Source organism: Cohnella phaseoli (assembly GCF_003386235.1).
In the GTDB taxonomy this organism is placed as follows: domain Bacteria; phylum Bacillota; class Bacilli; order Paenibacillales; family Paenibacillaceae; genus Cohnella; species Cohnella phaseoli.
In genome coordinates this window covers 219,614-244,539 of sequence record NZ_QRDZ01000001.1, presented here as the reverse complement: position 1 = coordinate 244,539, position 24,926 = coordinate 219,614, and the positions used below count along the sequence as shown (strand labels likewise).

23 protein-coding genes and 4 riboswitches are annotated in these 24,926 nt (G+C 45.7%); of the genes, 7 read left to right on the top strand and 16 right to left on the bottom strand.

Annotated elements, in window-relative coordinates; genetic code table 11:
- The first annotated feature begins 163 nt into the window (after nt 1-163).
- Nucleotides 164-997 carry an AraC family transcriptional regulator gene (locus DFP98_RS01010; protein ID WP_147310112.1) on the top strand — a complete coding sequence of 278 codons (834 nt, stop codon included), beginning with the start codon at nt 164-166 and terminating at the stop codon, nt 995-997.
- 413 nt (nt 998-1,410) lie between these two features.
- On the opposite strand, the gene DFP98_RS01005 is transcribed toward DFP98_RS01010, so the two are convergent.
- From DFP98_RS01005 to DFP98_RS00990, 6 genes are all read right to left on the bottom strand, one after another.
- A complete protein-coding gene (locus DFP98_RS01005) occupies nt 1,411-3,219 on the bottom strand; it encodes a DUF7695 domain-containing protein (RefSeq protein ID WP_116058691.1) in 1,809 nt (602 codons plus the stop codon).
- On the bottom strand, nt 3,200-3,814 hold the full coding sequence (locus DFP98_RS01000) for a TnsA endonuclease N-terminal domain-containing protein (protein ID WP_246016376.1): 615 nt from the start codon (nt 3,812-3,814) through the stop codon (nt 3,200-3,202). Before DFP98_RS01000 ends, DFP98_RS01005 begins: the two co-directional genes overlap by 20 nt.
- A 585-nt stretch (nt 3,815-4,399) precedes the next feature.
- Nucleotides 4,400-4,564, bottom strand: a complete 165-nt coding sequence (locus DFP98_RS38815) for a hypothetical protein (RefSeq protein WP_181917411.1) — start codon at nt 4,562-4,564, stop codon at nt 4,400-4,402.
- A gap of 301 nt (nt 4,565-4,865) precedes the next feature.
- Nucleotides 4,866-5,126, bottom strand: coding sequence for a DUF7695 domain-containing protein (locus DFP98_RS00995; protein WP_116058689.1), 261 nt, complete (start codon nt 5,124-5,126; stop codon nt 4,866-4,868).
- 383 nt (nt 5,127-5,509) lie between these two features.
- Nucleotides 5,510-5,680 (bottom strand): hypothetical protein, encoded by a 171-nt coding sequence (locus tag DFP98_RS38810; protein ID WP_181917410.1) that lies wholly within the window; start codon nt 5,678-5,680, stop codon nt 5,510-5,512.
- Between the two features lie 684 nt (nt 5,681-6,364).
- Nucleotides 6,365-7,720 carry a TrkH family potassium uptake protein gene (locus DFP98_RS00990; protein ID WP_116058688.1) on the bottom strand — a complete coding sequence of 452 codons (1,356 nt, stop codon included), beginning with the start codon at nt 7,718-7,720 and terminating at the stop codon, nt 6,365-6,367.
- A 179-nt stretch (nt 7,721-7,899) separates the two neighbouring features.
- Nucleotides 7,900-8,055: riboswitch (cyclic di-AMP (ydaO/yuaA leader) on the top strand.
- A gap of 128 nt (nt 8,056-8,183) precedes the next feature.
- Here DFP98_RS00990 and DFP98_RS00985 point away from each other — a divergent pair.
- From DFP98_RS00985 to DFP98_RS00975, 3 genes are all read left to right on the top strand, one after another.
- Entirely contained in the window at nt 8,184-8,630 is a 447-nt protein-coding gene (locus DFP98_RS00985) for a universal stress protein (RefSeq protein WP_116058687.1), read from the top strand.
- A 21-nt stretch (nt 8,631-8,651) separates the two neighbouring features.
- Nucleotides 8,652-9,314 (top strand): potassium channel family protein, encoded by a 663-nt coding sequence (locus DFP98_RS00980; protein WP_116058686.1) that lies wholly within the window; start codon nt 8,652-8,654, stop codon nt 9,312-9,314.
- 67 nt (nt 9,315-9,381) lie between these two features.
- Nucleotides 9,382-10,698, top strand: a complete 1,317-nt coding sequence (locus tag DFP98_RS00975; RefSeq protein ID WP_425455503.1) for a TrkH family potassium uptake protein — start codon at nt 9,382-9,384, stop codon at nt 10,696-10,698.
- 107 nt (nt 10,699-10,805) lie between these two features.
- Here DFP98_RS00975 and DFP98_RS00970 read toward each other — a convergent pair whose 3' ends face one another.
- The 7 genes from DFP98_RS00970 to DFP98_RS00935 form a co-directional block, all read right to left on the bottom strand.
- On the bottom strand, nt 10,806-11,591 hold the full coding sequence (locus DFP98_RS00970; RefSeq protein ID WP_116058684.1) for an alpha/beta fold hydrolase: 786 nt from the start codon (nt 11,589-11,591) through the stop codon (nt 10,806-10,808).
- Between the two features lie 32 nt (nt 11,592-11,623).
- Nucleotides 11,624-13,957: a universal stress protein gene (locus DFP98_RS00965; protein ID WP_116058683.1), complete on the bottom strand. Its 2,334-nt coding sequence runs from the start codon at nt 13,955-13,957 to the stop codon at nt 11,624-11,626.
- 81 nt (nt 13,958-14,038) lie between these two features.
- Nucleotides 14,039-14,611, bottom strand: coding sequence for a potassium-transporting ATPase subunit KdpC (gene kdpC, locus DFP98_RS00960; protein ID WP_116058682.1), 573 nt, complete (start codon nt 14,609-14,611; stop codon nt 14,039-14,041).
- Nucleotides 14,612-14,629: 18 nt separating this feature from the next.
- Nucleotides 14,630-16,657, bottom strand: a complete 2,028-nt coding sequence (gene kdpB, locus DFP98_RS00955; protein WP_116058681.1) for a potassium-transporting ATPase subunit KdpB — start codon at nt 16,655-16,657, stop codon at nt 14,630-14,632.
- Between the two features lie 26 nt (nt 16,658-16,683).
- Complete coding sequence (gene kdpA / locus DFP98_RS00950; RefSeq protein WP_425455502.1) at nt 16,684-18,345, bottom strand: potassium-transporting ATPase subunit KdpA; 1,662 nt, start codon at nt 18,343-18,345, stop codon at nt 16,684-16,686.
- A 43-nt stretch (nt 18,346-18,388) separates the two neighbouring features.
- Nucleotides 18,389-18,466, bottom strand: a complete 78-nt coding sequence (gene kdpF, locus DFP98_RS40160) for a K(+)-transporting ATPase subunit F (protein WP_425455501.1) — start codon at nt 18,464-18,466, stop codon at nt 18,389-18,391.
- A 130-nt stretch (nt 18,467-18,596) separates the two neighbouring features.
- A complete protein-coding gene (locus tag DFP98_RS00935; RefSeq protein ID WP_116058677.1) occupies nt 18,597-19,004 on the bottom strand; it encodes a DUF4218 domain-containing protein in 408 nt (135 codons plus the stop codon).
- 115 nt (nt 19,005-19,119) lie between these two features.
- Nucleotides 19,120-19,280: riboswitch (cyclic di-AMP (ydaO/yuaA leader) on the bottom strand.
- An 84-nt stretch (nt 19,281-19,364) separates the two neighbouring features.
- A riboswitch (cyclic di-AMP (ydaO/yuaA leader) is annotated at nt 19,365-19,542 on the bottom strand.
- Nucleotides 19,543-19,808: 266 nt separating this feature from the next.
- Between DFP98_RS00935 and DFP98_RS00930 the strand changes: the two genes are divergently transcribed.
- The 3 genes from DFP98_RS00930 (at nt 19,809) to DFP98_RS00920 (ending at nt 23,244) form a co-directional block, all read left to right on the top strand.
- Entirely contained in the window at nt 19,809-21,320 is a 1,512-nt protein-coding gene (locus DFP98_RS00930; protein WP_246016359.1) for an ATP-binding protein, read from the top strand.
- 31 nt (nt 21,321-21,351) lie between these two features.
- Nucleotides 21,352-22,050, top strand: coding sequence for a response regulator (locus tag DFP98_RS00925; RefSeq protein ID WP_116058675.1), 699 nt, complete (start codon nt 21,352-21,354; stop codon nt 22,048-22,050).
- A gap of 184 nt (nt 22,051-22,234) precedes the next feature.
- Nucleotides 22,235-22,394, top strand: a riboswitch (cyclic di-AMP (ydaO/yuaA leader).
- Nucleotides 22,395-22,578: 184 nt separating this feature from the next.
- Entirely contained in the window at nt 22,579-23,244 is a 666-nt protein-coding gene (locus tag DFP98_RS00920; RefSeq protein ID WP_116058674.1) for a universal stress protein, read from the top strand.
- A 540-nt stretch (nt 23,245-23,784) separates the two neighbouring features.
- Here DFP98_RS00920 and mnhG read toward each other — a convergent pair.
- From mnhG to DFP98_RS00900, 3 genes are read right to left on the bottom strand one after another with little or no spacing between them, the layout of a single operon-like run.
- A complete protein-coding gene (gene mnhG, locus DFP98_RS00910; protein WP_116058924.1) occupies nt 23,785-24,168 on the bottom strand; it encodes a monovalent cation/H(+) antiporter subunit G in 384 nt (127 codons plus the stop codon).
- The gene (locus tag DFP98_RS00905; RefSeq protein ID WP_116058672.1) at nt 24,152-24,445 is read right to left on the bottom strand and encodes a Na(+)/H(+) antiporter subunit F1; all 294 of its coding nucleotides are present in this window, start codon (nt 24,443-24,445) and stop codon (nt 24,152-24,154) included. The genes mnhG and DFP98_RS00905 overlap by 17 nt, the downstream gene beginning before the upstream one ends.
- Nucleotides 24,442-24,921, bottom strand: a complete 480-nt coding sequence (locus DFP98_RS00900; RefSeq protein WP_116058671.1) for a Na+/H+ antiporter subunit E — start codon at nt 24,919-24,921, stop codon at nt 24,442-24,444. Before DFP98_RS00900 ends, DFP98_RS00905 begins: the two co-directional genes overlap by 4 nt.
- Nucleotides 24,922-24,926: the final 5 nt, after the last annotated feature.

The following is a 24,926-nucleotide window of genomic DNA, read 5'->3' as shown; positions in this document are numbered from 1 at the left end:
TACTGATTTAACTACTCTCATCTTATAACCAATTGAAGGTCAAGTATTTATGTTCAATCTACATGATTGATGAATACACTTATCCCCTCTTATAATTAAGGCACATGATTCCAAAATTCATTTGCGATATATTGACCTTCTCATTAACAAGGAGGCTTTCCCGGTGAAAATCCGTAAAGTGGGCTACTATCCGAATCCCGATGACCAAGTTCCCGAAAGCGGCGGAATCCATGGTTGTTACGAGCTTCTCGTCATCCAGCAAGGTCACGCAAATTTGGAATGGCTAGGCCAACTCTATACGGTAGAAGAGCCGGCGGCATTCTTGTTATCACCGAACAGTCCTCATAAATTATTGAGCTCATCCACCTCCTTGCGATACCTTTACGTTGAGTTCGAGATTATCGATGCTACGATATTCCCGGCACTGCCTCAATTATTACAATGGAACAGCTTACAAGGCCGCATGGAAACAATGCAATCGGAGGTCGAGCTTTTTCGCCAATCCATGCAAGTCCTTGAGCAACTGGTCAAGCAATACGCGCATGAGAAAAGCCCCCTGCTGGAGGAGGCCCTTATGAACGATATGCGCAAAGCGATTGTTCTCGTTCGCTATTTGCTCGACAATGCCAATCGAATGGAAGGCTACATAGAGTCCGTTCAGCAATCCCAATACCGAACAATCGAAGCTATCATGCGCTATATGGAATCCCATTACAGGGAGGAGCTATCGCTTCAGCACCTTTCCGACCTTGTCCATCTTAATGGCTCCTACCTCATTCGGCTGTTCAAGAAGCTTCAGGGGAAAACGCCTTTTCATTATTTAAGCGAGTTACGGATGAATGCGGCCACCAGTTATTTGCAGAACAGTAGCCTATCCATTCAGGACATCGCGCAAGCTTCCGGGTACAATAGCCTCCACTATTTCAGTCAAGCGTTCAAGTTGAAAAACGGCATGAGTCCTAGCGAATGGCGCGATCGTAACAATGGAACTGGTTAACAACTTAAATAGTTGTATAACTTCTTGGAAATCGGAATATCGATTTGGTGCCTTGTTGCCGAACGATTTGTTTCACTTTGTAGAACACAAAAAGCCCGAACCATCACGGGTTCGGGCTTATGACAGCTATGTTCAAATGTGGTGACAAATTTAATTACAGCGCACACTTTGTGTGAAATTCCATAATTAATTAGACAAAAACGCTCAGAAACCGCGTGGTCACGTTTAGCTTATTCCACAATTCATTAGAAAACCTTCTTAAAAATCCCATAAAAATTTGATTATTCCCGAATTCATTAGAATATTTATTCTTCGGATATGAGCAACTTTGTATAATTATACACCCCATCCGAGGTTCCTTGAATCCGTGGCCAACTTAAACGTAATATCCCCAATACCGTCCCTGACAGCCCCTATTTCAATTTCTCCAAAATGGAGCGTTCGAAGTAATCACTAACATCCCCAGTTCGCCCCAAATAATTTTTACCACCATCAACCGCCACCCTCCCACATTTGCAATAATTCATGTCATGTATTGTGCTTGATTCTACTTCGACTAAACAATGCTTGCAAACAACTTTATTTCGAAGTATCCTGCGTTTATTTGGATCTAACCCCGCATCAATGAAACTAAAATCATAAGGATTTTCAACAAACACCTTTCTCACGTCTGTGAAATCAAATCGTACAACTACATCAGAATCCTCATTACCTTCTTGTTTCAATCTTGATCGAAGTACCATCAATTCTGGACTTTGATACCATCCCCGAGATAATAAAATACCTTTGGATTGTATTTTTCTCCTCTCGGATCCTCCGCACAACGTAATGCGAATATCTTTTTTTGAGAATGGTAATGCCAATAAATTTGGATGCTCGCTTATTCCTGACTCCCATATCTGATGAGGTGTTCCACCAATACGACTATGACTGAGATTATGAGAAATAATGTCCACAAAAATAAAGTGTGCAATATAGTAAAATGCTTGTAATGTAATACATGCCTCACCGTCAGAGTCGTATTGCTTTCTCTCAAATATGTTTGAGAACGTCGTCCCCTTCAATGTATGAACAATATCGTTAAATGTTTTTTGCCCCCTTTCGACTGTTCCTTTTTTATGACCTGCTGCGACTTCTGGGTAAATCGGGCTAATACCGAAGATCTGAAAAACCCTTTCTAACTCATAAGAATCATTAACTTTAGCATTATCGATTACTACTTCGGTTGGAATGCCATACGCAGTCCATTCATTTTCAACATCAGGATAAAGTCTTTTCAGGTACACTTTTGGAAGAAAACAATGAAGTAAGCATTGTTTAACTGCATGGCTATCTGGATTATCGAAAGAGATGTAAAATCCTAATGGATTTCCCGAGAAGACATCGATTGCATAAATTAGCCAAGCTTTCTTCCTTTTTAATGTATGAGGATCAACCAGAAGCAAGTCAGTGGGGGTCCAATCGATTTCAACGCGTTCTAGAGGACGAGTTGGCTTCTCAGCAACACTTTTCGCCCCGTCTCTTTGAAGTTTAGCTGCTACATGCCCCTCTTTTGCTTTTTGCTGTTTATAAATATCCCTTTTTTCTTTAATAATCCTCCATATCGTTTGGAATGACCTTATGTTAATTGGGTCATTAACGCCCCTCATTTCATTCACCAGTTTAATACTTTTTTTATATTCTCGGTAAATCCAGAGGTACGGAATATCAGGGCCGTTGTAGAGATTTTCATCCATGATATGCTTAAGTGTTTCTAATACTTCTTCTTCAGTCCTCCGTTTATTGGGCCCGCTTTTCTTGTTAAGAAGAAACCTCGAATCACCATATCTTTCCCAAGTCTTCTTCCAGTTGTAAAAAGAAGCTCGAGATACCTTTATTCCCTTTTCTACCTCCAGCTCTTTCAAATATTTATCCAAATTGATGTTTTTGAAATACCCTTGAATTACTGGAGCCAATACATCTAACTTTGTTTTGAGTTGTTCATCTTCTTCAGGAATATTATTTGACCTTACAGTTGGGAAGCGGTTATTAGGATCTTTGAAAACAAGTCTTTCTTCATCAAAAGCAACCAAAAGCTCATTTATTGAGTAAGATTTTTGCTGTTTATATTCAATCATCTCAACAACAACATTTTGTTGGTCTTTATGAAGTACAATACATTCCTTAAAATCCATCATAAATTTAGTACCATTATTAAAAAAGTTACGAGACATCTTGACCATTCCTTATCCTCAAAATCGAATCCATTGTTAATCTAGAGCCAATTAAATCGGTATATATTATTCCTGAATAAATTAGTTTGTACAAGTTGATCAGGAACAGAGATTGTGTTACAAGCCTACATGCATCCATTAGTTCTTTGATCTTTATTTCTTGATATAGGCTAATTACAGAAAGAATATACTCCGTAATAATTGGTGTTTCTTTATGCACTTTAACCCCTAAAAGTAATTTCAAGTTCGGTTGCAAAAATCCGGGACGAATCTCATCTTCCGTTACCACTATGAAGGTCCAACCTTCTTTTTTACAATAAGCTTCGCCGGCCTTATATTTTGCTTTATTCTCGTCAGTGTCCTTGTATTTTTTGAGTTTTACTTCAATCAATAGAAACCTTCCGTCATGCAACTGTAATAAAAAATCAGGATAGTACTTATGAGATTTGCCTTTATAATTGTATTTTAAAGAAACACATTGGAAGAAAATATTCTTTACTGCCCGATCGTAGTTACTTAACCTAACGAAATCTCGCTCTAATAGACTTTCCGTATGTACTATTTTCAAACTTTTTGACCGGGGTATTTTGCTTCTATAATGCATTCCCCGAGAAGGCCTGATCTTTCGAACCGGTTTACGCATGTTACTCTCAACCTCGTTCCATAATCGGTTAGATATCATCTTTTCCTATATGAATTGTAATTATACCGGATCATCGTAAACACTATCATATAGAGTAAGGGCTGAAGAAATTGAACTGTAAATCAAGACTACCCGTCTGTCAATTATCTAGATATTCAAAAAACGTCTATGCTGGGCTTCACCGTTGAATGGAGTAGCCTAGTGTAGACGTTTAGAGGCGTATCTTTACATCGGGTTCTTATATACGAATTTTGGGAACACGTTTACCATTTTACACTATATTTGAATTTCATTTTTCTTAGATAGGTGGAATTGAACGTGCGAAGACGGATAAAGATCATTAATGAATGAAATTGTCTTTAGGTTAAGTGATATGTCAATTACAGATCTTAAGAAGACACAGGTGCTCATCGATCAATTGTTTGAGAAGTAAATAGCCCAAAACGATTATTGGGAAGGCCCAAATCATGCAAATGACACCGTAAAGGGATCTTCTGAACGCAACCACGTTGGATAGGACGACGGAAAAGTAAATAAGGTCCTCTACTAAGAGCGGACCTTACCTTTATTCTTGCGACTGGAGAGAACTTCTGAAATCATACGATCACGCTCTTGATCATGAGAAGGGATAGACTGCTTTACATATCCGCCTGATAGACGAGCAGCGTCATCAAAAGATTTACCAAACGACTTTTTTTTTGGTCTTCTCATAAGAAATACTCCTTAGTTAGTGTAATAATATCGCAACAGAGCCTAGTGTTTGGGCCTAGTCTTTAATGCTTCGAAACCAAGTTGCTGGCTTCGCCTGTATGCATATATCCAAGGCAGTTGTCTTTTTTAAGGTCTACACAACAGCAGTCATCCACGGTATGCATGAGTGACAATGCACATGGACCATTGCCAGATCACCTTGGTTTGTAGGCGTAATTCCATTTACCATTTTTCACACTGGTGCATTTTAGTACTGCTATAGGGTAGCACACAGGTACTTGCAGAAATATTCCCATCATAACTAGGTCTCCCATTCAGAGAGCTCCCAATAATCATCAATAGAACCAGAACGTATTAAATACTCTCTTCCCCCATCAACACCAACGCGACCACATTGGCAGGATTTTATATCATGTATGCTAACGGATTCAACTTTAACTAAACAGTACTTACAGCGAATTGCAATTAGATTGATTTTTCTGTTCTGTTCGTTCTTTACGTTGGCCGTACTCATTTTTGATGATTTGCCTTTACCATAACCATTAAAGTTACGTCCCTCCAAAAGTCCTCTTCTCCTCTTCCGCTAAATGATTATAAGATGCGAAAGGCGACATCATTCCATCTTTTAATTTTCTCATTTCACAAAATTATTGTCCAACTCCAACAACATCAGGTGTAGGTGATTCTCGTTGTAAAGAGTCATAATTAGACTCTAATGAATTACGCCCAAAATGTTCGAATTTGTACCACACCTTATATGAGGGCTTTAAGTCTAAAGAAGTCCACGAAGTCCCTTAACTGGTTTCCGATGTGCTGTCTTTAAAAAAGATATCAGGCCATAGTCCCATTAAGGTAAGAAATCCAAGGAATTAATAATGAAAATTATTTGCTCTATTTAAAACTAAAACACGCCCATTGAAAGGCGTGTTGCACCTAGCAGAGAATTTACATTTTCGTCTTAAGGAAGGATGGAAGGCCATATTCAGCTTTACGTTCATAAACAACACTAACTTCGCGATCGGCGCCGCCGTCACTCGAAGGTGCCATCAACTTCACTTTTATAACTGACTTCGTGCCAATAGTAACAGGTGGTTTTTTATCATGCGGTTGGCTCATTAACTCCGCCCTCAAAAAGACAGTATAGTATTGTCGTAATCTCCCAGTACAATTCATCGAGAATAGCAAAGTCTCAGTAGAAATTTGATATTACTGCGATAATGCATATCCGAATGGTAGCACATAAATTTATCATTCGCAAATTCGACAGAGTAAAAATCCGTGTCGATTGATATCGTCAAGATCAAAAAATCCGCGTATCAGAAGCTTGACTTGATCCACTCGAGGGCGAACTCCGAAGTTCAAGCAATGCCGATCTAACGGTCACTAAAAACATTTCTGGACAACCAAACAATTGCTTGGAAACAAGACATACCCAAAGTGCTAGATCAACGGCGGACATACTGCCACTCCCGCCTCTAGGCGAATTGTCGTTGTTTGCTTCTATACTGGATAGACATGAACTTTCGCAAGTTGGCAAAAATCAAAGAGAAGAGAATCCGTAGCTTTCGTCTCGCTTATTTATTCCCCGCTGCATCCTGGGTGAGTAAAGTACAAGTCCGTATGATCTCATCATTTTGATCATAAGGTTTAATTGAAATCCAACAAAATACTCGACCATCAAATATTCTGTCGACTATGCCCCCGCTTTGTTGAATTCGATCTACCATGACTTCTTTATATTACGTTACATCCAAATGCCGGATCTGTACACATTTTAGCACGCTAGGAAAAAAGGCCTTTTTACCCGATTAGAACCTTTTCCTCAGGAAAGCGGTACTTCTGTCTGGAAACCCTTTGCGACAGCGCGAAAGCTATTGTTAATGGTCCAAGCCTGCCAATAAACATGGTAAAGATAACGATGAACTTTCCGAGGGGCGAAAGCTCGGGGGTCAATCCCATGGACAATCCGACCGTCCCGAAGGCGGAAGTCGCTTCAAAGAGCACTTCCATGAAATCCTTTCTTAGACTATGTTCGCTCAACGTCAAAAGAAATGTGGCCACCGTCACTACCCCGACCGAAATGACCATTACAGCCAATGATCTCAATATAATAGATTGAGGGATTCGCCGGTGCATGATTTGAACGTCCGGATTCCCCTTTACGATACTGATAAGGGTGAACAGCAAAACGGCAAATGTGCTTGTTTTGATCCCCCCTCCAGTCGAGCCGGAGGAAGCGCCAATGAACATAAGAAAGATCATGAAAAATTGGGATGCCGTCATCATCGAAGCGATATCTATCGTGTTGAAGCCTGCTGTTCGGGTTACTACGCCCTGAAAATAAGCGGCCCAGATTCTTTCCCACCAGGACATATTCCCGAAGGTCTCTGAATTGAACGATTCGAGCGCGAAGATAACAAGAAAACCGGTTAGGCACAAGATTCCCGAAAAAGCCAGGACGATTCTGGAATGAAGGGAAAGCCTTTTCCAGCTTCTGTTTCTGATAATATCAAGAACTACGGTAAATCCGAGTCCTCCAATGATAAACAGCAGCGTTATCACGATATTGACTAGTGGATCGCCGACGTAACGGCTCAGACTGTCCGACCACAGTCCGAATCCTGCATTGTTAAAAGATGAAACGGAATGAAAAATGCCATAGTAAATTGCGTTCTTCAGTCCCAGATGCTCTGACCAGCGAATGGTAAGCAAGGCCGCTCCCACGACTTCGATAACCAAAGCAACCGTAAAAATACCAAGCGATAGTCTTACGACGCCTTGCGTCGACAGCGCGTTTGTAGACTCCTGAATCAGCAAACGGTTTTTCAGGCCGATTCTCTTACCTAACACGACGGCCACCAGAACGCTGTAGGTCATGAACCCAAGTCCGCCGATTTGAATGAGACACATAATAACGGTTTGACCAAATATAGAAAAATCCGTTCCTGTATCTACCACAGCCAGTCCGGTCACGCATACGGCGGACGTCGACGTGAATAACGCGTTCAACCAGCCTATTCCTTCACCCGATGAAGCTGAGATCGGCAAAGACAACAGGATCGCCCCCAAAACGATAGGGCATGCAAAGCTTAAAAGAATGAGCCGTGAAGAGGTTAAATGAAATTGGCTCTTCGAAGACAACGAGTCTCTTCGCATCGAAAGAGATTCTCCTTCCTGTGGCTTCAAGTCGAATGAAACCTTCCAACCTTGTCTCCGTATTATTACCTATATCCGGTCGAGCAATCAACTGAGACTTGCTGATTTTTACATTCTTTATTTTACGCCGATGTATTTACTTTTTACATGAACTGGCTTAGTATGAAATCGACAAATTCATATTCGCATCGCTTAATCCTCTTTTATTATGAGGAGCGGGGGAACCATAGAAGCGGCAGCGCTTCAGGGGTGAATTCTCTTTGAAATACGGAGAGAACGGGGACTCTCAGACCCGAATCCGACAGCTAACCTCGTCAGCGACATTGAGAGAGGCCTTCATGCATCTTTGGTTTGACGTTTAGAACAACACTCCAAAGCCTGGTAGCGGACCTTCTCTGCTTCAGGCTTTTTTTGTTTGGATATTTATAGTAAACCCTCACTTGTAGGCAAAGGAGTAAGAACAATGATCAGCAGCGAAAAGATTATGGTATGCGTGTATCATGGCCCTAATAGCGAGAACCTCATCCGGCGTGGCGGTAAGCTGGCCAGTATGATACGCTGCCCCTTGTATGTACTGGGAGTGATTCCGGAACGGCTGGAGTCGCCCGGTTCGGAGCAGAAAAAGAACATGTCGCTGTGGCAAACCCAATGTGACAAATGGAGGGCAACTTGTATAATCAAATCGCGCGAAAGCCGCAAAACCGCCGAGGTAATCGCCGAAACCGTCAAAGAGTTGGAAATCACGCAGCTGATTCTCGGACAGCCCGGACAAACGCGTTTACAGGAAATCATGAATGGCTCTATCGTAACTGAGTTGATGAAACGAATTGTAGAGGTCGACATGCACATCGTCTCGGCTCAACGAATGGCTAGCAGCTTGAAAGTCAATGATGAAGAAAACGGAGAATAACGGAAAGGGGCTGCGATCGATTTGCAAAAACAATTTATTGTCATCGGATTAGGCCGCTTCGGTTCAAGCCTGGTGCGCACCTTGATTCAAAACGGTCATGAGGTGCTGGCTATTGATAAACACGAGCAGCCCGTTCAAGATATTTCCTCCATAGCCACGCATGCTTTGCAGGCTGACTGCACCGATGAAACGGTTCTTAGAGAACTGGGCGCCCGTAATTTCCTCCACGCGATTGTAGCGATTGGGGAAGACTTGCAAGCCAGCATTTTAACGACTTTGTTGTTAAAAGAACTCCAAATTCCCCAAGTAACAGCTAAAGCAAAAAATGAAATGCATGGACATGTACTGAGTAAAATCGGTGCAGACCATATCATATACCCTGAAAGGGATATGGCGATCCGTCTCGGAAACCAATTAAGTTCGGATAATTTGATCGATTATATCGAACTGTCCCCCGACTACAATCTGGTGGAAATTAAAGCTCCACCAGCCATGAACGGAAAGTCACTAAAGCAATTAAACATTCGTGCAAAATACGGTTGTACGATTATGGCCATCAAAACCGGCGACCAATTCAATATATCACCCAAAGCTGAGGACGAAATTTATACCGGAGACATCCTGCTTGTGATCGGTAGCAATGAGGACGTCCGCCATCTGGGAGTCGACTATGAACGGAAATGACAGACGCACGTTGCACTCTTCGGTATTCCGCGTTCTAGTGGCGATCGTAAACCTGTTGAAAAACAAGATGAGCCCTCCCCAATTGATCATGATCATTTTTTTCTGTCTCATCTGGATCGGTGCCCTGTTTCTCTCTCTCCCTTATTCGTCCTCGAACGGGGAATCGATCGGGTTATTGAATGCCTTGTTTACAGCCACCTCCGCGATTTGTGTGAATGGTCTCGTTGTGGTGGACACAGGTAGTGTCTTTTCCACATTTGGACAAGTGGTTATCATGATTATGATACAAGTGGGCGGACTTGGTTTTATGACTCTGGGCGTAATGGTCGCCATTCTATTAGGAAAAAAAATCGGTTTGAAGCAGAGACTCGTCATTCAACAGGCAACCCATTCTACATCAGCGCAAGGCTTGGTTAAGCTGTCGATCTATATGGTTCTGATCGCGTTCGCGTTTGAGATGCTAGCGATCTTATTGCTGACAGTTCGCTGGCATTCCGAAATGGGCTGGGGCCAAGCCGCTTATTACGCTCTCTTCCATTCGGTATCCGCATTTAACAATGCCGGGTTTGCCCTGTGGTCGGACAGCCTGTCGTCCTTCGTTGGCGATCCAATCGTAAATATGACGATTGTGGCTCTTTTTATTATCGGAGGGCTTGGCTACATAGTCGTGGTTGATTTGTTTCGCAAACGTTCTTGGAGAAAGCTGTCGCTCCATTCTAAAGTGGTGCTGCTCGGCTCAGGAATCTTGTATGTGGCGGGATTTTTGCTGCTTTTCTTGTTAGAAAGCTGGAATCCGGCAACGTTTGGCGATCTGAACATCGGAGAACGGCTCTGGGCCGCACTATTTCAAGGATCTACACCCAGAAGCTCCGGTTTTAATACCATCGACATTGGAAGCATGCTCACCACTTCGCAGTTCCTTCTTATCATTCTGATGTTTATTGGGGCTGCATCCGGTGGAACGGGTGGCGGAATCAAAATTAATACGTTTGTTGTGCTTGTCCTGGCAACGATCAATACATTTCGCGGAGGCAGCCAGATACATGCCTTCAAACGCAAGATCGGGGTCGATACGGTTATGCGAGCACTCGCCGTCGTTATGAGCTCGTTGGCTGTCGTATTGTTGGTCGCTTTGCTGCTTACGCTGTCAGAAGGAATGCTGGAGGATCACTTTCTGGAGGTGCTGTTCGAAGCGACATCCGCTTTCAGTACAACCGGGTTATCGATGGGGCTAACTAGCGAATTGTCTCCGCTCGGCAAAATCATCGTTACAGTCACGATGTTTGTAGGGCGACTCGGCCCGCTGACGCTAGCCTTTGCATTGGCACAAAAAAAGCACACCTCCAAAATCGGTTACGCAGAAGACCATGTACTGATTGGCTGAAATAATTAGGGGACAGCTTGGCGGCCTAAGACCTTTCGGCTGTCCCCTTTTCATCCAGGTTGGAAGCATCACAGGTATCGCCCATATTCGTTCGTCTGAAGAGCAAGTTAATGATACCCATGACAAACTAAAAAATCTCGAACAACAGCATTAAACTTTAAAGGCTGGCACAGGTGGCTTGGATCAAGAGAATCATTGATAATTTCAACTTTGGAACACGGCAATAGCCTCCTCATTTCCTGTGCTTCCGTAACCAAATATGCGTTTCCTTCGCTGGCAACAAGCAAGACCGGAATTTGAAGAAAAGGGGCAAATTCTCTGTAATTCAAGCGATGAAGCGCATATTCTTGTTTAATCGTTTCTGTCGGCCTTTTCTGAAGCCCTTCTTTTTTTAAAATTTTATAGGCCAGTAGCCACTGGGAATATATGATTCTTATTGTTCGTGTTCCCATATCTTCAGGAATAAAATGGGACAATGCGGCAAGAGACTGAAAAAAACGAACTATTCGATTTTGGGTGATTGACCAATGATGACTATCGGCAGCAACAACTGCGCGGACTTTATCAGGATACAAATGTGCAAATTTTTGCACTACAAAACCACCTCCAGAAAATCCTATGAAAACAGCATTTGTTATACCGAGGTGGTTTAATAATGCAGAAATATCTCGGCATTGTTCTTCGATGATTTCTTTGCCCGAAACACCAAGCTTTCCGGATTGTCCGTTCCCCCTCAAATCCATAGCAACTACTCTGTAATAATGCCTGAAATATTCAATTTGCGGCTCAAACAAACGATGCGAAAATGAAGGGCCTGGTATAAAAATCAGAGGCAGACCATTCCCACGGGATTCGTAATAGATAGAGCAATTTCTTCGCATGATTTGCGGCATTCTCTTTCACCTCGACCTCTACAAGAAATGAATTATGACTCGTCCAACGGTTTGGCATGAGGCTCAAAGTCCGCAACAATCAGAACATCCATATGTCGGGCATGCCGCAGTACAGTCTTGACGATGGATCCATGGCGCACAAGCTTCCAGATGTTCCTGCCGGATTGCCCCAAAACCATTTGCGTTGCCATTCTCTCGTCCGATTTTCCGATCAGTATGGAAGCAACGTCTCGTTCTCTTGCTGTAAATTGCACTTCGAATATGCCTCCCAAACGCATGGACAATTCCTTTAATCGTTCGAGACGCTTGTTCAGCTCATCCGAAATCAAATGGCCCTTGTGAACATAAATCACGTACCACTCGGCTTTCAAACGATATGCGATTCGAAATCCTCTTCTAATCAAACGCTCTGCGTTAGGACTTGCCGTTACTCCCACACAAATCGTTTCTTTTCTTCGCCATGGTCCCCGAAGCGAAGCTTTGCGCTCCCAGGATTCCAATCGCTCATCTACATCATCCGCTATCTCCCGAAGTGCAAGCTCACGCAGTGCGATCAAATTTCCTGTTTTGAAAAAGGAACCTAGTGCCTGTTCGATTTTATTAGCTGCATAGATCCTTCCTTCTCTCATGCGCCGCTGCAAGGACGCAGGCGATACATCAATGAGTTGGACTTCGTCCGCCAAATGCAGGATATGGTCCGGAACAGTTTCCCGTACCCTAACGCCAGTAATTTGCTCAACAGCGTCATTCAAGCTTTCCAGATGCTGAACGTTCATAGTGGAAATCACCGAAATGCCGGCATTCAGGACTTCCAGGACATCGGTATAGCGTTTCCGGTTTTGGCTGCCGGGAACATTGGTATGGGCTAACTCATCGATTAACACGACCTCAGGATTACGCTTTATAATCGCCGGAACATCCATTTCTTCGAGCTCTGTTCCTCGATAAGGTGTTTTGTTTCTAGGGATGATCGGCAGTTCGCCTACCTGTTCCAATGTTTCAGCGCGGCCATGTGTCTCCAGAAGACCGATGACTACATCGATTTGTTTTTTAAGGAGGTCCTTCCCTTCCCTAAGCATCGTGTACGTTTTCCCAACGCCGGGAGCTGCGCCAATGTATACTTTAAACTTCCCTCGCCTGATTTTCTGTATTTGTTCCTCCATTTCCTGGTCCGTAAGGCGATGATAGGCGCTCGATTCCTGATTTTGGTGCGTCCTGGTAGGCAATATTCGTCTGCCTTCCCGTTCTGAGCTGTCGGCCATAAACAAGAGATCGACATTTTTGATTTTGCTCAATAGTCGGTTTGCCAATGACCCCCTCCAAAACTCTTGCCATGGGCTCAGCTTGGAATGTCCCATCACGATTCGGGTAACGTTGTGGCTAGCTGCGTAATGGCCTAATTTACGTGATAGCTCGCGCCGGGAAGCAATCGGAATTTCTTCGAATACTCCTTCTACTTTTTCAACCAATTGAAGCAACGAGCGCTTAAAGGTCAGCGATTCTTTGGACATCGTTTGTTTCGGATTGACGAACGTGACGACTAGCAGGTCGCCGCCGAGCCGTTTGGCCACCTGCTGGCCTCTGCGCACGTAGATCGAGCCGTTCCAATGGTACTGCGCCGAAACAAGGATACGCTCTGCCGCACCGGATGGGCCGAACAAGCCAGCAGCTTCCCGATGCTTTTCCAGCGATTCGTTCACGCCTTCAGCCATAAGCCGTAAAGCAAGCTCCCGAAGCTTCGCTAAATTGCCCCGTTTGAACAGTCTTGGATCGGGATGATGGAAACGGCCATCAGATAACCGCTCCAGTATCGCCTCCGGCGTTACATCGATCAAACGAACCTCATCTGCGGAATCCAGTATATCGGAAGGAATCGTATGCTCCGCAGTGATGCCCGTTAATTTATGAGCGAGCTCGAACACCCCCTCCAGCTCATAGACATTAACCGTTGTAATGACACTGATTCCCCGATCTAGTAAATAACGAATGTCATCCAGCCTAGTCAGGTGCTGCGCTCCTTCCCTGTTCCGATGGGCCAAGCCGTCCACCAGAACCACTTCCGGATTGCGCTCTAGCAACGAATCCATATTTAAATCTTTATATTCGACGCCATCCTTTATCCAATGAATGCTTGGAATCCTCTCCAAATCTCCAATCTGCTCCAACGTCTCGGGGCGTTGTCCGGTTGAAACCGCACAGATCACCACATTAACCCCTTGCCGTTGTAACATTTGTCCTTCCTGGAGCATATGATAGGTTTTGCCTGAACCGCTCACAGCGCCAATGTATATTTTCAATCGGCCTCGGTGAAGTCGGTAAATGGAATATAAAATTTCTTCCGGCGTTTTTCGCTTGAATGGCTCCATGTCCTCACCTCGTTCCCTTGAGCAAATAACAAACGGAAATTCCCTGCCCCATTTAAGCAGGCAGGGAGATTCATATTTCGTTTACCTCGCAAGCAAACGCTGCAGTTCGATATTGAGTTGCAATACATTTACCACAGGTTCGCCCAAGAAACCAAACGTCCGCTGGCTCGTTTGTTCTTGCACAAGTCTTTCCAAATGTTGCTGTTCAATACCGGTCAAGCGGCTGATCCGCGGAATTTGAGCACGCGCCGCCTCCGGGCTGATATCAGGGTCCAAGCCTGATGCGGAGTTGGTCAGAAGATCAATTGGCAGATCACGTACATAAGCTTCCGGGTTATTCCTTTTCCATTCCACCATAGAAGCTGTCACCCGTTCCATCAATTCGGGATGTGACGGCGCATAGTTCGGCGATCCCGATCCATCCGCCTGATACTCAATACTGGAGATACGGCCATGGAAAAATTCGGGTTCGCTAAACAATTGTCCAATCAACCTGGAGCCGATTACGGTTCCAGCATCGTCTTGAACCAGGCTTCCATCGGCTTGTTCGGGGAATAAGATCTGTGCGATCCCGGTAACCGCCAGGTTATAACCAAGTCCGCATAATGCCATGAATAGCAGGCTGATTCGCAAGCTTGATGCCAATACTTTCATCTCCGGTCCTTCCTTTCGTCATACCCATAAATGGATAACAAGGTCAATGAGCTTGATGCCGGCAAAGGGGACAATCACACCGCCTAAGCCATATATAAACAAATTGCGTTTTAACAGTTGCGCTGAACTGACTGCTTTATAGCCGACGCCTTTCATCGCTAACGGAATTAACATCGGGATGATGATCGCGTTGAAAATAAGCGCGGATAGAATGGCCGACATCGGCGATCCCAACTGCATGACATTCAGCGTATTCATCTCCGGAATGGAGAGCATAAACATAGCAGGCAGGATGGCGAAGTATTTGGCAATATCGTTGGAAATGCTGAACGTCGTAAGTGCGCCGCGCGTCATCAGAAGCTGCTTTCCAATCGCCACAACTTCAATGATTTTGGATGGGTCGGAGTCTAGATCGACCATATTCGCTGCTTCCTTGGCAGCTACCGTGCCGCTATTCATGGCGATTCCCACATCCGCCTGCGCCAATGCAGGCGCATCGTTCGTCCCGTCTCCCGTCATTGCGACCAGCTTGCCCTCTGCCTGCTCCCGTCGAATAACGGCTATTTTATCTTCCGGCTTGCTCTCCGCGATAAAGTCATCTACACCAGCCTCTCTCGCTATTGTAGCGGCAGTGAGCGGGTTATCGCCTGTACACATCACCGTTTTAATGCCCATTTGGCGCATTTGATCGAAACGTTCACGCATGCCGGGCTTGACCGTATCTTTTAAATAGATGACGCCGTAAATTCGGTTATCAACTGCCACGGCCAGCGGCGTGCCCCCAGCAGTAGCGACTTTATCAGCTGCCACATCCAAATCGTTCGGTATAGTCCCGTTCTGTGCAGCTACCCATTTTTTAATGGCGTCTACGGCCCCTTTGCGCACTTTGCGGCCATCCGTCAAATCGATCCCGCTCATTCGTGTTTCCGCTTTGAATTCGATGAACTCTCCACCGGTAGCCAATGATTCGTGATACCCGAGTTCCAGCTTTTTCATCAAGTCCAGGACGGAACGCCCTTCAGGTGTCTCATCCTTCATTGAACTAATCGCCGCCCACTCGCCTACTTCAATCTGTTTGGCGCCGCCAACCGGGATAAATTCGCTCGCCATCCGGTTGCCGTACGTGATCGTACCCGTTTTGTCCAGAATGATCGTATTAATATCGCCCGCAGCTTCCACGGCTTTTCCCGACATGGCAAGCACGTTAAACCGGGTCACCCGATCCATTCCCGCGATTCCGATCGCAGACAATAATCCTCCGATTGTAGTCGGAATGAGGCAAACGAGCAGGGCAATCAGGACGGGGACATCAATTTCAATATTCAAGTAGTCCCCGAAAAACGGCAGTGTCACAACGACAATCAGGAAAATCAGGGTCAAACTGATCAAAACCGTATTCAGGGCAATTTCATTCGGCGTTTTTTGCCGTTTTGCCCCTTCGACAAGCGAAATCATGCGATCCAAAAACGATTCGCCAGGATCGCTGGTGATCCTCACTTTGATCTGGTCGCTAATGACACGCGTTCCTCCTGTTACGGAACTGAAATCGCCGCCAGCTTCCTTAATGACAGGCGCGGACTCCCCCGTAATAGCCGATTCGTCTACTGACGCGAGCCCTTCGATGACCTCCCCATCTCCCGGAATCATTTCTCCTTGTGATATGACGACAATATCTCCTTTACGAAGATCCGTTGAACCCACCTGCTTGATCTCTCTGTCTACCCATTTGTTTGCAATAATGTCTTTTTTCGTCTGTTTTAACGAATCCGCTTGCGCCTTGCCTCTTCCTTCAGCTAATGCCTCCGCAAAGTTCGCAAACAACAATGTCACCAACAAAATGGCGGCAACCGCTATATTGAACCAAACCGGTGTCGAGCCTTGGAACGCTCCGGGTAAAAAGCATAGAAATAATGTGATGATAAATCCTATCTCCACTACAAACAGGATCGGATTACGAAACATGACTCTAGGGTCCAGCTTCATGAACGCTTCTTTGACAGCCTTCCGAATAATCGGCCCGCTAAGCATGGATTTTTTAGTTTGCATCGTGAGAACCTCCATTACAATCAAACTTATGGTTTCAATGTTAACTGTTCTGCAATTGGGCCGAGTACGAGACTTGGGAAGAACGTCAACGCACCAACGATTAGCACAGCAGCCAAAAATACAATCGCGAACAATCCTGTGTCCGTCCTGAAGGTACCTGTTGTTTCCGGCACCGTCTTCTTGGCAGCAAGCGACCCGGCTACAGCAAGCAAAGCGACAATGGAGAAATACCTGCCTAAGAACATAACGATTCCGGTTGTCATATTCCAGAACAATGTATTGTCACCTAGCCCTTCGAATCCGGAACCGTTGTTCGCCGCAGACGAGGTATACTCGTACATCGCTTGCGTCAGGCCGTGAAAGCCCGGATTGGATAGCGTATCGGGATAGCTGAAGAGCGCAATTGCCGTTGGAACCAGAATGAGAAAAGGCGAAACCAGCATCGTGACGGCAATCAGCTTCATTTCCTTGCCTTCTATTTTTTTGCCCAAGAACTCCGGTGTACGCCCTACCATTAACCCCGAAAGAAACACACCGATTATGGCATACATGAGTACATTCATAAATCCGGCTCCAACACCTCCGAAAGCCGTATTCAGCATCATAGTGGCAATGGTAATCATACCACCGATTGGCGTCAGCGTATCATGCATCGTATTGACCGCTCCCGTTTCGGATGCCGTTGTTACGACTGAATACAAGGAAGATTGTGCAACTCCGAATCGAACCTCCTTACCCTCCATACTGCCTTGTTCATGCTGAATGCCGATTGCATTCAGAGCCGGATTGCCGGCCTTTTCAGCCGTCAGCGAAACGCCCAGCAAAACAATAAAGAGCATGGCCATAGAAACAAACAGTACCCGTCCCTGCTTGGCATTCCCGACCATCTTGCCGTATGCAAAAGGTAGGGATGTCGTAAGCAACATCATTAGCAGGATCTGAATCAAATTACTAATCACATTGGGGTTTTCAAACGGGTGAGCCGAGTTGACGCCCATAAAGCCGCCACCGTTATTCCCAAGTTCCTTGATGGACAAGAATGAGCCCATTGGCCCTCTGGCAATGGTTTGTTCCCCGCCCTGAAGCGTCTGAGCAACTGCTGCAGGCTCCAGTGTTTGCGGAACACCCTGCGCAATTAGAATGAGTGCCGTGACAAAAGCAATCGGCAGCAATACCCGTGTAATGGCACGAGTCATATCGACGAAAAAATGGCCTAACGGTTTTCCTGCCAGCCCGCGCATAAAAGCGAACACCGCTGCAAGCGCAGTAGCCGGAGCCGTAAACATCATAAAGACGATAGCAATCATTTGCGACAAGTACGATAATCCGCTCTCCCCGCTGTAGTGCTGCAAATTGGTGTTTGTCATAAAGCTGATTGCCGTATTAAATGCCAGGCTCGGGTCCATATTGGCAATACCGGCCGGATTTAGCGGCAAATACGCCTGTGTTCGAAACACGAGATATACGAGCAGGATCATTACGCTATTACTAATGACTAAGGTCGCAGCGTATCTCTTCCAAGTTTGATTTTCTTGGTGAATGCCTCCGATAGCATAAATCATTTTTTCCAATGGACCATAAAATCGATCCAGTCCTGATGGGATGTAATCAAATGCCTTGGCCATATATAGTCCAGTAGGTCGAGCTAACAGCAAGACCAACAACAATGTAACAACAATGGCAATCATTCCGGCCATATGACGATACTCCTTCCTGAAAACAAACGGTTTTTTAGAATTTCTCCGGCTTTACCAAAGCATATACCAGATAGACAAACAACAGGACGATGACGCCCCCCAATGCCCACATCATGCTTCTTCACGCCCTTCCTCCACCACTTTGCCTGACCAAACGGCAAGGCCAATCATGGCTGCCGCCAGTCCAATCACCAAAGCAATCATTCCAATATCCAACATCTTTCACATCTCCTTTTGAAGCTTTACTGGTTCTCACTTAACAGAAAGGACAGATCATTCCCCTGTGAATGGATCACATAATTGGCGCCAAGCCCCTTATAAATGAGCCGACTGTTATTTCCCTGTGTAATGACATAAATCGGTTTTCCCGTCCATGAGCGGCATGTATGAATGTACCTGCAGCATAAATTGAAGCTACGTTCAAATAAGTAAACCTTTCCGATTGGCAACTCGGGGATCATCGGTGGACGACTGTCTCTTGTATCCATCATAAGGATTTCCTTTACTCCGATTTCCTCCAGAGCTTGCTTATCAGCTCTATTATTTGTAAGTGCCACAAATGGCAATCCCTTCATCGCCAACGTCCGCAGAAATGCTTGACCGGCTTCCGTTGGCGCTGAAACAAGAATATAATCCTCTTGTATAATCACTTCTGTCCCTCCTGTCGATAAACGCGGAGGCAACAAAAAAGAAGCTAACGAAAAGAGGTCACTTTTCATCAACTTCCAAGGCACAGCGAATAAACCGTGTCTAGTTTTGATTAATGTTGCCTCTCTTATGTCGCTTGCGAGGTTAGCTGTCGGATTCGGGCGTAAGAGTCGCCCTACGCCGGTACTTCCGGCGATTCACCCCATAAAGCCGATTGTTCCTGCTTCGTTGGTTCCCCCGCTTCTTTGGCACAGCAAAGAATTCAGCGAAAATTGTAAAAACCACATGAGGTCTAAGCCCTGTGGTCGAAGGTTACGATCACAAGCTTCATCATCCTCTCTCCATTAGCAACGAAATCTGGCAAAGAGTTGCTCTGCGCTTACGAGGTTAGCTGACGGATTCGGGCGGTGAGAGTCGCCCTACCTGCCAACGAGTCGGATCCCGGTGGCAGGATTCACCCCGCACGAAAGCTTGCTCTCACACAAGCTTCCGCAATTGGTTCCCCCGATTGCCTGTAAGGCAATTCAGCGAATAAAATGGTGAATCATTGAATTCATGAATCGTATGTTACGCCGTATGCAAATAATTGTAAAGCAATGCACGGCGGGTATAAGTTTAATTTTTATTGTCTAGTTGCAACTGGATACTCCATCACACGGTATCTTTGATTTTCTTCTCTTTTCTCTTGTTTTCTATCATTTTCGTGATTTTTACGGAACTTTTACCCCCGGAAACCGTTTCTTTTACGCTTTATTTACAGTACGCTTATGGTAAAAGTGAGTCATGATTGTATTGGAGGCAAAACTTTGACAAAGTCCCTTTCAACATTCCGTTGGCATCCTTACGCCATCACCGCACTGCTCATTGCAGGGATGACGATCCTATTAAAGCCATTTGGGCTCACGTTTGAAACGGCCAATATTGCGCTGATCTTCTTACTCCCCGTTCTTTTAAATGCCGCAGTTTGGGGACTGCGACCAGCATTTTTTGCTGCCTTTCTTGGTGTACTGTCCTTTGACTTCTTTTATATTCCACCGGTACTCAGTTTCACGGTAGCGGATTTAAGGTATCTGATATCCTTCGCCGTTTATTTGGTGGTTGCGGTTTTAACAGCCAGCTTGGCCGCGCGGCTCAAACAACAAGTACTTTATTCCAAGCAAAAAGAGAAGCAAACCGCCACGCTCTATGCGCTCAGTAAACAGATTAGCTCTGCCGTCGATATGCCGTCATTGCTGGACCGTTTTTCCCGACAGCTATCTGAAATCCTGAAAATGGACGTCACGATCTATCTCGCTGAGAACAACAATAAGCTTACGCTCGCCCGTCGTTCCAGCCCATTTTCCCATCATGTACAGGAACAAGCCGAGCTTGTGCTTGCTAAACGCGTCTACAAACAAGGTAAGTCATTGGAAAAAAGAATTTCCCATACGGGCGGACTCATCGGGCATTTTATCCCGCTTCAGATTGAGGAACACAGATTCGGAGTTATGGTTCTTATTTCTAAGCACGAGCGAAGCGAAACCTTACCGGAACAAGCCTTGTTATTTGAAGCGATTGGCGGGTTGGCGGCCAGTGCAGTCGCACGCGTCAAGTTTGAGGAAGAGGCAAAGCTGGCTCATCTGACCGCCGAATCCGAGCGGCTTCGCAACGCCATATTGAACTCCGTCTCGCACGAGCTTCGTACACCGCTCGCAGCCATTATCGGTTCGGCAACCGGGCTGATCGATGGCGAGAAACTGTTTACCGCCGAGGAACGAATGGAACTTCTTGCGACCATTCGCGATGGCGCGCTTCGTATGAATCGGTTGGTTTTAAATTTGCTGGGCATGGCCCGGCTCGAAGGCGGCATGCTTACCTTACGGAAAGATGAATGCGAATTGGAGGAAATCATCGGCTCTACCTTCATGCAGTTGAAAGACTACCAGGAGCATCGCACGATCCGTCTTGACCTGACCGATGAAATCCCCATCGTTCTTGGCGATGAAGCTCTGCTTGAGCAAATGCTGATCAATGTGATCAGCAATGCGATCAAATATAGCCCCGACTACAGTGAGATCATCCTGTCTGTCAAAGCAGGCAGTGAATTCATCCAACTAACTGTTGCCGATGAAGGGGTCGGGCTGAAGGAAGATGAGTTGGAGCGCATTTTTGAAAAGTTTTATCGTTCTGAACAAACTGGGTACCTCACGGGAACGGGCTTGGGGCTGGCCATCAGCAAAGGGATCGCCGAACTGCATGGAGGAACCATCTCCGCCCATCCTAATGCGCCAAAAGGAGCCATCATCACGATATCGCTTCCGCTTGTCCAAAATAACTAATAGGCTAGCCAACTATAGGAGGATGAGACGAATGTCAAACCATGAACATCAAGTTCGAGTTCTTGTTGTGGAAGACGACACTCAAATACGGAAGTTACTCAAGGTGACGCTGCAAGCCCATAAATACAACGTATACGAAGCGTCAACTGGGGAAGAGGGACTGGAGCAAGCTTCTCTTGCCACACCGGATCTCGTGATACTCGACCTGGGATTGCCGGATCAATCCGGCCTGGATGTACTGAAGAGTATTCGGGAACGGTCCAATTTGCCAGTAATCGTCCTCACTGCCATTGACCGGGAAGCGGATAAAATCTTTGCGCTGGATCATGGGGCCGACGATTATGTGACCAAACCCTTCGGAATGGGAGAGCTTGTGGCGCGGATTCGCGTAGCGCTGCGACACTCAGCCAGGCCTCAAGAAGAGCCGGTCCTGCACCATGGGGAACTAACGATCAATGTTTCCCAAAGAAGTGTGGAATTGAAGGGAGAACCGATAAAGCTATCTCCGACTGAGTTTGATTTGTTGAAAATTCTGGCCTTAAATGCAGGAAAAGTCATTACAAAAGGCCAATTGCTGAAGCAAGTCTGGAACGAGTACGATGATTCCAATCGGCATTATTTGCGCATATACATCGGGCACTTGAGGAAGAAGCTTGAAGACAATCCCGCAGAACCCAAATACATTGTAACAGAACCCGGCGTTGGATATCGCTTTCTCGCTGCTGAATGACCGCGAACATTTTCGAATGTGAATAGTCAAGCAAGCCGCAAGTACACTGTCGAAAATGAACGTAACCGCATTGAAATATGATTCGGATCGTGATACTAGGCAGAATTTGATTTAAAACCAGTCTGTTTTGAAGATTTACTTTGCAGCAGGAATGACGTATTATTTCCATCAACAACAATATATTGCGTTTCATTCGCTGAATTCCCATCGCGGGAAACGGGGGAACCAATCGAGAGCAAGCTTCCGTTTTGCTTGTCTCATGGGGTGAATCCTTGAACCAAGGTAGGGCGACTCTCGCGCCCGAATCCGACAGCTAACCTCGTAAGCGTACTGAGAGAGCAGTCCAGCCATGCAGCTTATGTTATAGCTTTTTTTTGCTATACCAATCAAGAAGCCGACAGGAAAGTTCCCTCTTCCTTCCGGCTTCTTTTCGTTTTTTTATTCTGATTTTCATCATCCATATTTGAGCAACCGGAAGCGAGCTTGTGCTTGTTGTTACGCATATTATATAGACAGGGGCTGAGTGAAATGATCACAACTTCTTACTCCGAATCAACCGAAACCGATGAAAGAATACTCGTTTGTTTGTACTATGGACCGAATTCAGAGTTATTGATTCGCCGCGGCTGGAAGCTTGCCACAGCTCTTCGAGCGCCGCTTACCTTGCTTACGGTAGATCCGACTGATGATAACCGGTTTAGTGAGGCGCGGGAGAAAAACATGGCTTTTTGGAACTCCATGGCCGAGACACTACAGGCTGATCTGATTGTCGCAAAAAGTGATTCCAGGAATGTCGCAGTAGTCATTGCAGAAAATGCAAAGGAAAGGCGAATCACACAAATTATTATCGGGCAGTCGGCTCGCACCAAATGGGAAGAGATTGCAAAAGGTTCAATCATTAATCAGCTTCTTCATTTGATCAAAGAGGTAGATATTCATATCGTATCCGTACAGCGCGAGATACAAAAACAGTACGAAGACTATGAGAGGGGGGTCAAGGCCTGTCTCGTAAGAGAAGGGAATCGCTTTGAGCTGCGACTGGATTCCCTTGTTCCTGACAGTGTCGAAGGCGTCTTTTACCGAAGTGTTCATACGGACTTCAACAATGGCGTTTTTAAAGTAGATGATGGTGGATTGAAATATCGTATTTGTGAGGGCATCGCATCTTGTGAAATATCCAAGGAGGAACTGTAAGCTGCTAGCTTTATATGGGGTACCGCCAACATTTTAACGAAAATATACCTATTTGCCTGAACTGATCATTGCGGGATTAAACTTTGTACCTGCGTTGTGGGTTGCCGTTGGCCTGGCTGCCGCCCTGACGGGCTGGTTTCCGAGAGCTTCGGCACTAAGCTGGATCATCGTGGTTTACGCTTTTATTGCTGTTTATCTTGGGGGAATTTTGCAGTTGTCCGAGTGGGTGATGAGCCTCTCCCCGCTTTACCATGTTCCGAGGCTGCCCGCCGCCTCATTTGAATGGACGCCGTTGTTGCTTCTAACGATGATCGCTGTGGTTCTTGCATGGATTCGGTGCTTAGGATTTCGGCAACGCGACATGCATGGTTAGTATGATTGTCCCTTTTCGTTTTCATGGTGCGAAGCCCAGAAGCTTCAGTTTTAATTCCATCGACATCGAGAGCTGACAAGCGAAATGTCACCATTCGGCTGAATAAATCGGGGACAGCCTATCGGCCCATGGCCGTCCTGCTGTCCCCGATTTCGTAAATCTCCGCCTTACTGCCGAACATTCTCTTGAGACGAAGCGCCTTTCTCCTTTTGCTGCAGTGCTTTCTCCCAGTCGTCCCTCACGCTTCTTCTCCACAGCTTGACACCGCTGCGGTATGCTGCGCGGCCATTCAAATGCCCCGCAACCGGGGAAGTCAAAAACACGAACAGGATACCTAGCAGAAGTTTCGCGCTGATGTGGCCCTCGAAAAGCGCAAAATACAGAAACGCTCCCGCAAGCACACAAAGCACGCCGAGCGTAGCGCTCTTGGTGGCGGCATGGGATCGTAAATATACGTCGGGCATACGTACGAGCCCCAATGCGCCAAGCAAGCAAAATACGACGCCAAAAAGAACGGCCAGCACAACGGCGTATTCAACGATCGTTGTCAGCGTCTCCACGTTCCATCACCACTCCCCTTTCGATATATCGCGCAAAGGCGGCCGTTCCGATAAAGGTCAAAATACCGATCACCAGAATCAAATCCAGATATACCTGCGTCCGCTGCAGCAAACTGAATACCGCCACCATTGCCAGCATATGGATTCCAATCGTGTCCAGCGCAGCAATCCGGTCGGCCGGCGATGGACCTTTCAGCAAACGATACAGGCAGGCTGCCATTCCTATAGCAAGAAGAACCAGACTAAGCTGCAGCAAATAAACGATCATGCATGTCTCACCTCCAGTATCGCACGCTCGAAGGAAAGCTTGATCTGCTCTGCAAGTTCATCCGCATCCTCTATGTCCATCGCATGGATAAACAGTGTTCGGCTGTCTCGCGAAATTTCCAGCGTCAACGTTCCGGGGGTCAGGCAGATCAGACAGGCAAGAATTGTAACCTCCCAGTCGGATTGAAGGACCGTTCGAAAAGTGAAGATACCCGGACGCATGTTGAGCTTGGGAGATACGACGTGCTTGGCGACCGCGAAGCTGGAAACGAACAGTTCCTTCGTAAAGATCAATAGAAGCTTCACGATTGCCCACATTTTTTTGACATACAGCGGTTGATGAAAGAAACGACGGAAAGCGATCAAAATCAACAGTCCCAGAGCAAAGCCGATAATAAAGCCCGCAGCCGTCCAATCGTTGTTCAAAAACATCCAGGTAATGGACAACAACATATTAAGCAGAAGTTGAAAAGCCATTTGGC

Bases quoted from the DNA above. Each gene is read 5' to 3' on its own strand.
- DFP98_RS01005 (WP_116058691.1), bottom strand. From the start codon at position 3,219: ATGGTCAAGATGTCTCGTAACTTTTTTAATAATGGTACTAAATTTATG.
- DFP98_RS01000 (WP_246016376.1), bottom strand. From the start codon at position 3,814: ATGCATTATAGAAGCAAAATACCCCGGTCAAAAAGTTTGAAAATAGTA.
- DFP98_RS38815 (WP_181917411.1), bottom strand. From the start codon at position 4,564: ATGAGAAGACCAAAAAAAAAGTCGTTTGGTAAATCTTTTGATGACGCT.
- DFP98_RS38810 (WP_181917410.1), bottom strand. From the start codon at position 5,680: ATGAGCCAACCGCATGATAAAAAACCACCTGTTACTATTGGCACGAAG.
- DFP98_RS00990 (WP_116058688.1), bottom strand. From the start codon at position 7,720: ATGCGAAGAGACTCGTTGTCTTCGAAGAGCCAATTTCATTTAACCTCT.
- DFP98_RS00985 (WP_116058687.1), top strand. From the start codon at position 8,184: ATGATCAGCAGCGAAAAGATTATGGTATGCGTGTATCATGGCCCTAAT.
- DFP98_RS00975 (WP_425455503.1), top strand. From the start codon at position 9,382: ATGAGCCCTCCCCAATTGATCATGATCATTTTTTTCTGTCTCATCTGG.
- DFP98_RS00970 (WP_116058684.1), bottom strand. From the start codon at position 11,591: ATGCCGCAAATCATGCGAAGAAATTGCTCTATCTATTACGAATCCCGT.
- DFP98_RS00965 (WP_116058683.1), bottom strand. From the start codon at position 13,957: ATGGAGCCATTCAAGCGAAAAACGCCGGAAGAAATTTTATATTCCATT.
- kdpC (WP_116058682.1), bottom strand. From the start codon at position 14,611: ATGAAAGTATTGGCATCAAGCTTGCGAATCAGCCTGCTATTCATGGCA.
- kdpB (WP_116058681.1), bottom strand. From the start codon at position 16,657: ATGCAAACTAAAAAATCCATGCTTAGCGGGCCGATTATTCGGAAGGCT.
- kdpA (WP_425455502.1), bottom strand. From the start codon at position 18,345: ATGATTGCCATTGTTGTTACATTGTTGTTGGTCTTGCTGTTAGCTCGA.
- kdpF (WP_425455501.1), bottom strand. From the start codon at position 18,466: ATGTGGGCATTGGGGGGCGTCATCGTCCTGTTGTTTGTCTATCTGGTA.
- DFP98_RS00925 (WP_116058675.1), top strand. From the start codon at position 21,352: ATGTCAAACCATGAACATCAAGTTCGAGTTCTTGTTGTGGAAGACGAC.
- DFP98_RS00920 (WP_116058674.1), top strand. From the start codon at position 22,579: ATGATCACAACTTCTTACTCCGAATCAACCGAAACCGATGAAAGAATA.
- DFP98_RS00905 (WP_116058672.1), bottom strand. From the start codon at position 24,445: ATGATCGTTTATTTGCTGCAGCTTAGTCTGGTTCTTCTTGCTATAGGA.
- DFP98_RS00900 (WP_116058671.1), bottom strand. From the start codon at position 24,921: ATGGCTTTTCAACTTCTGCTTAATATGTTGTTGTCCATTACCTGGATG.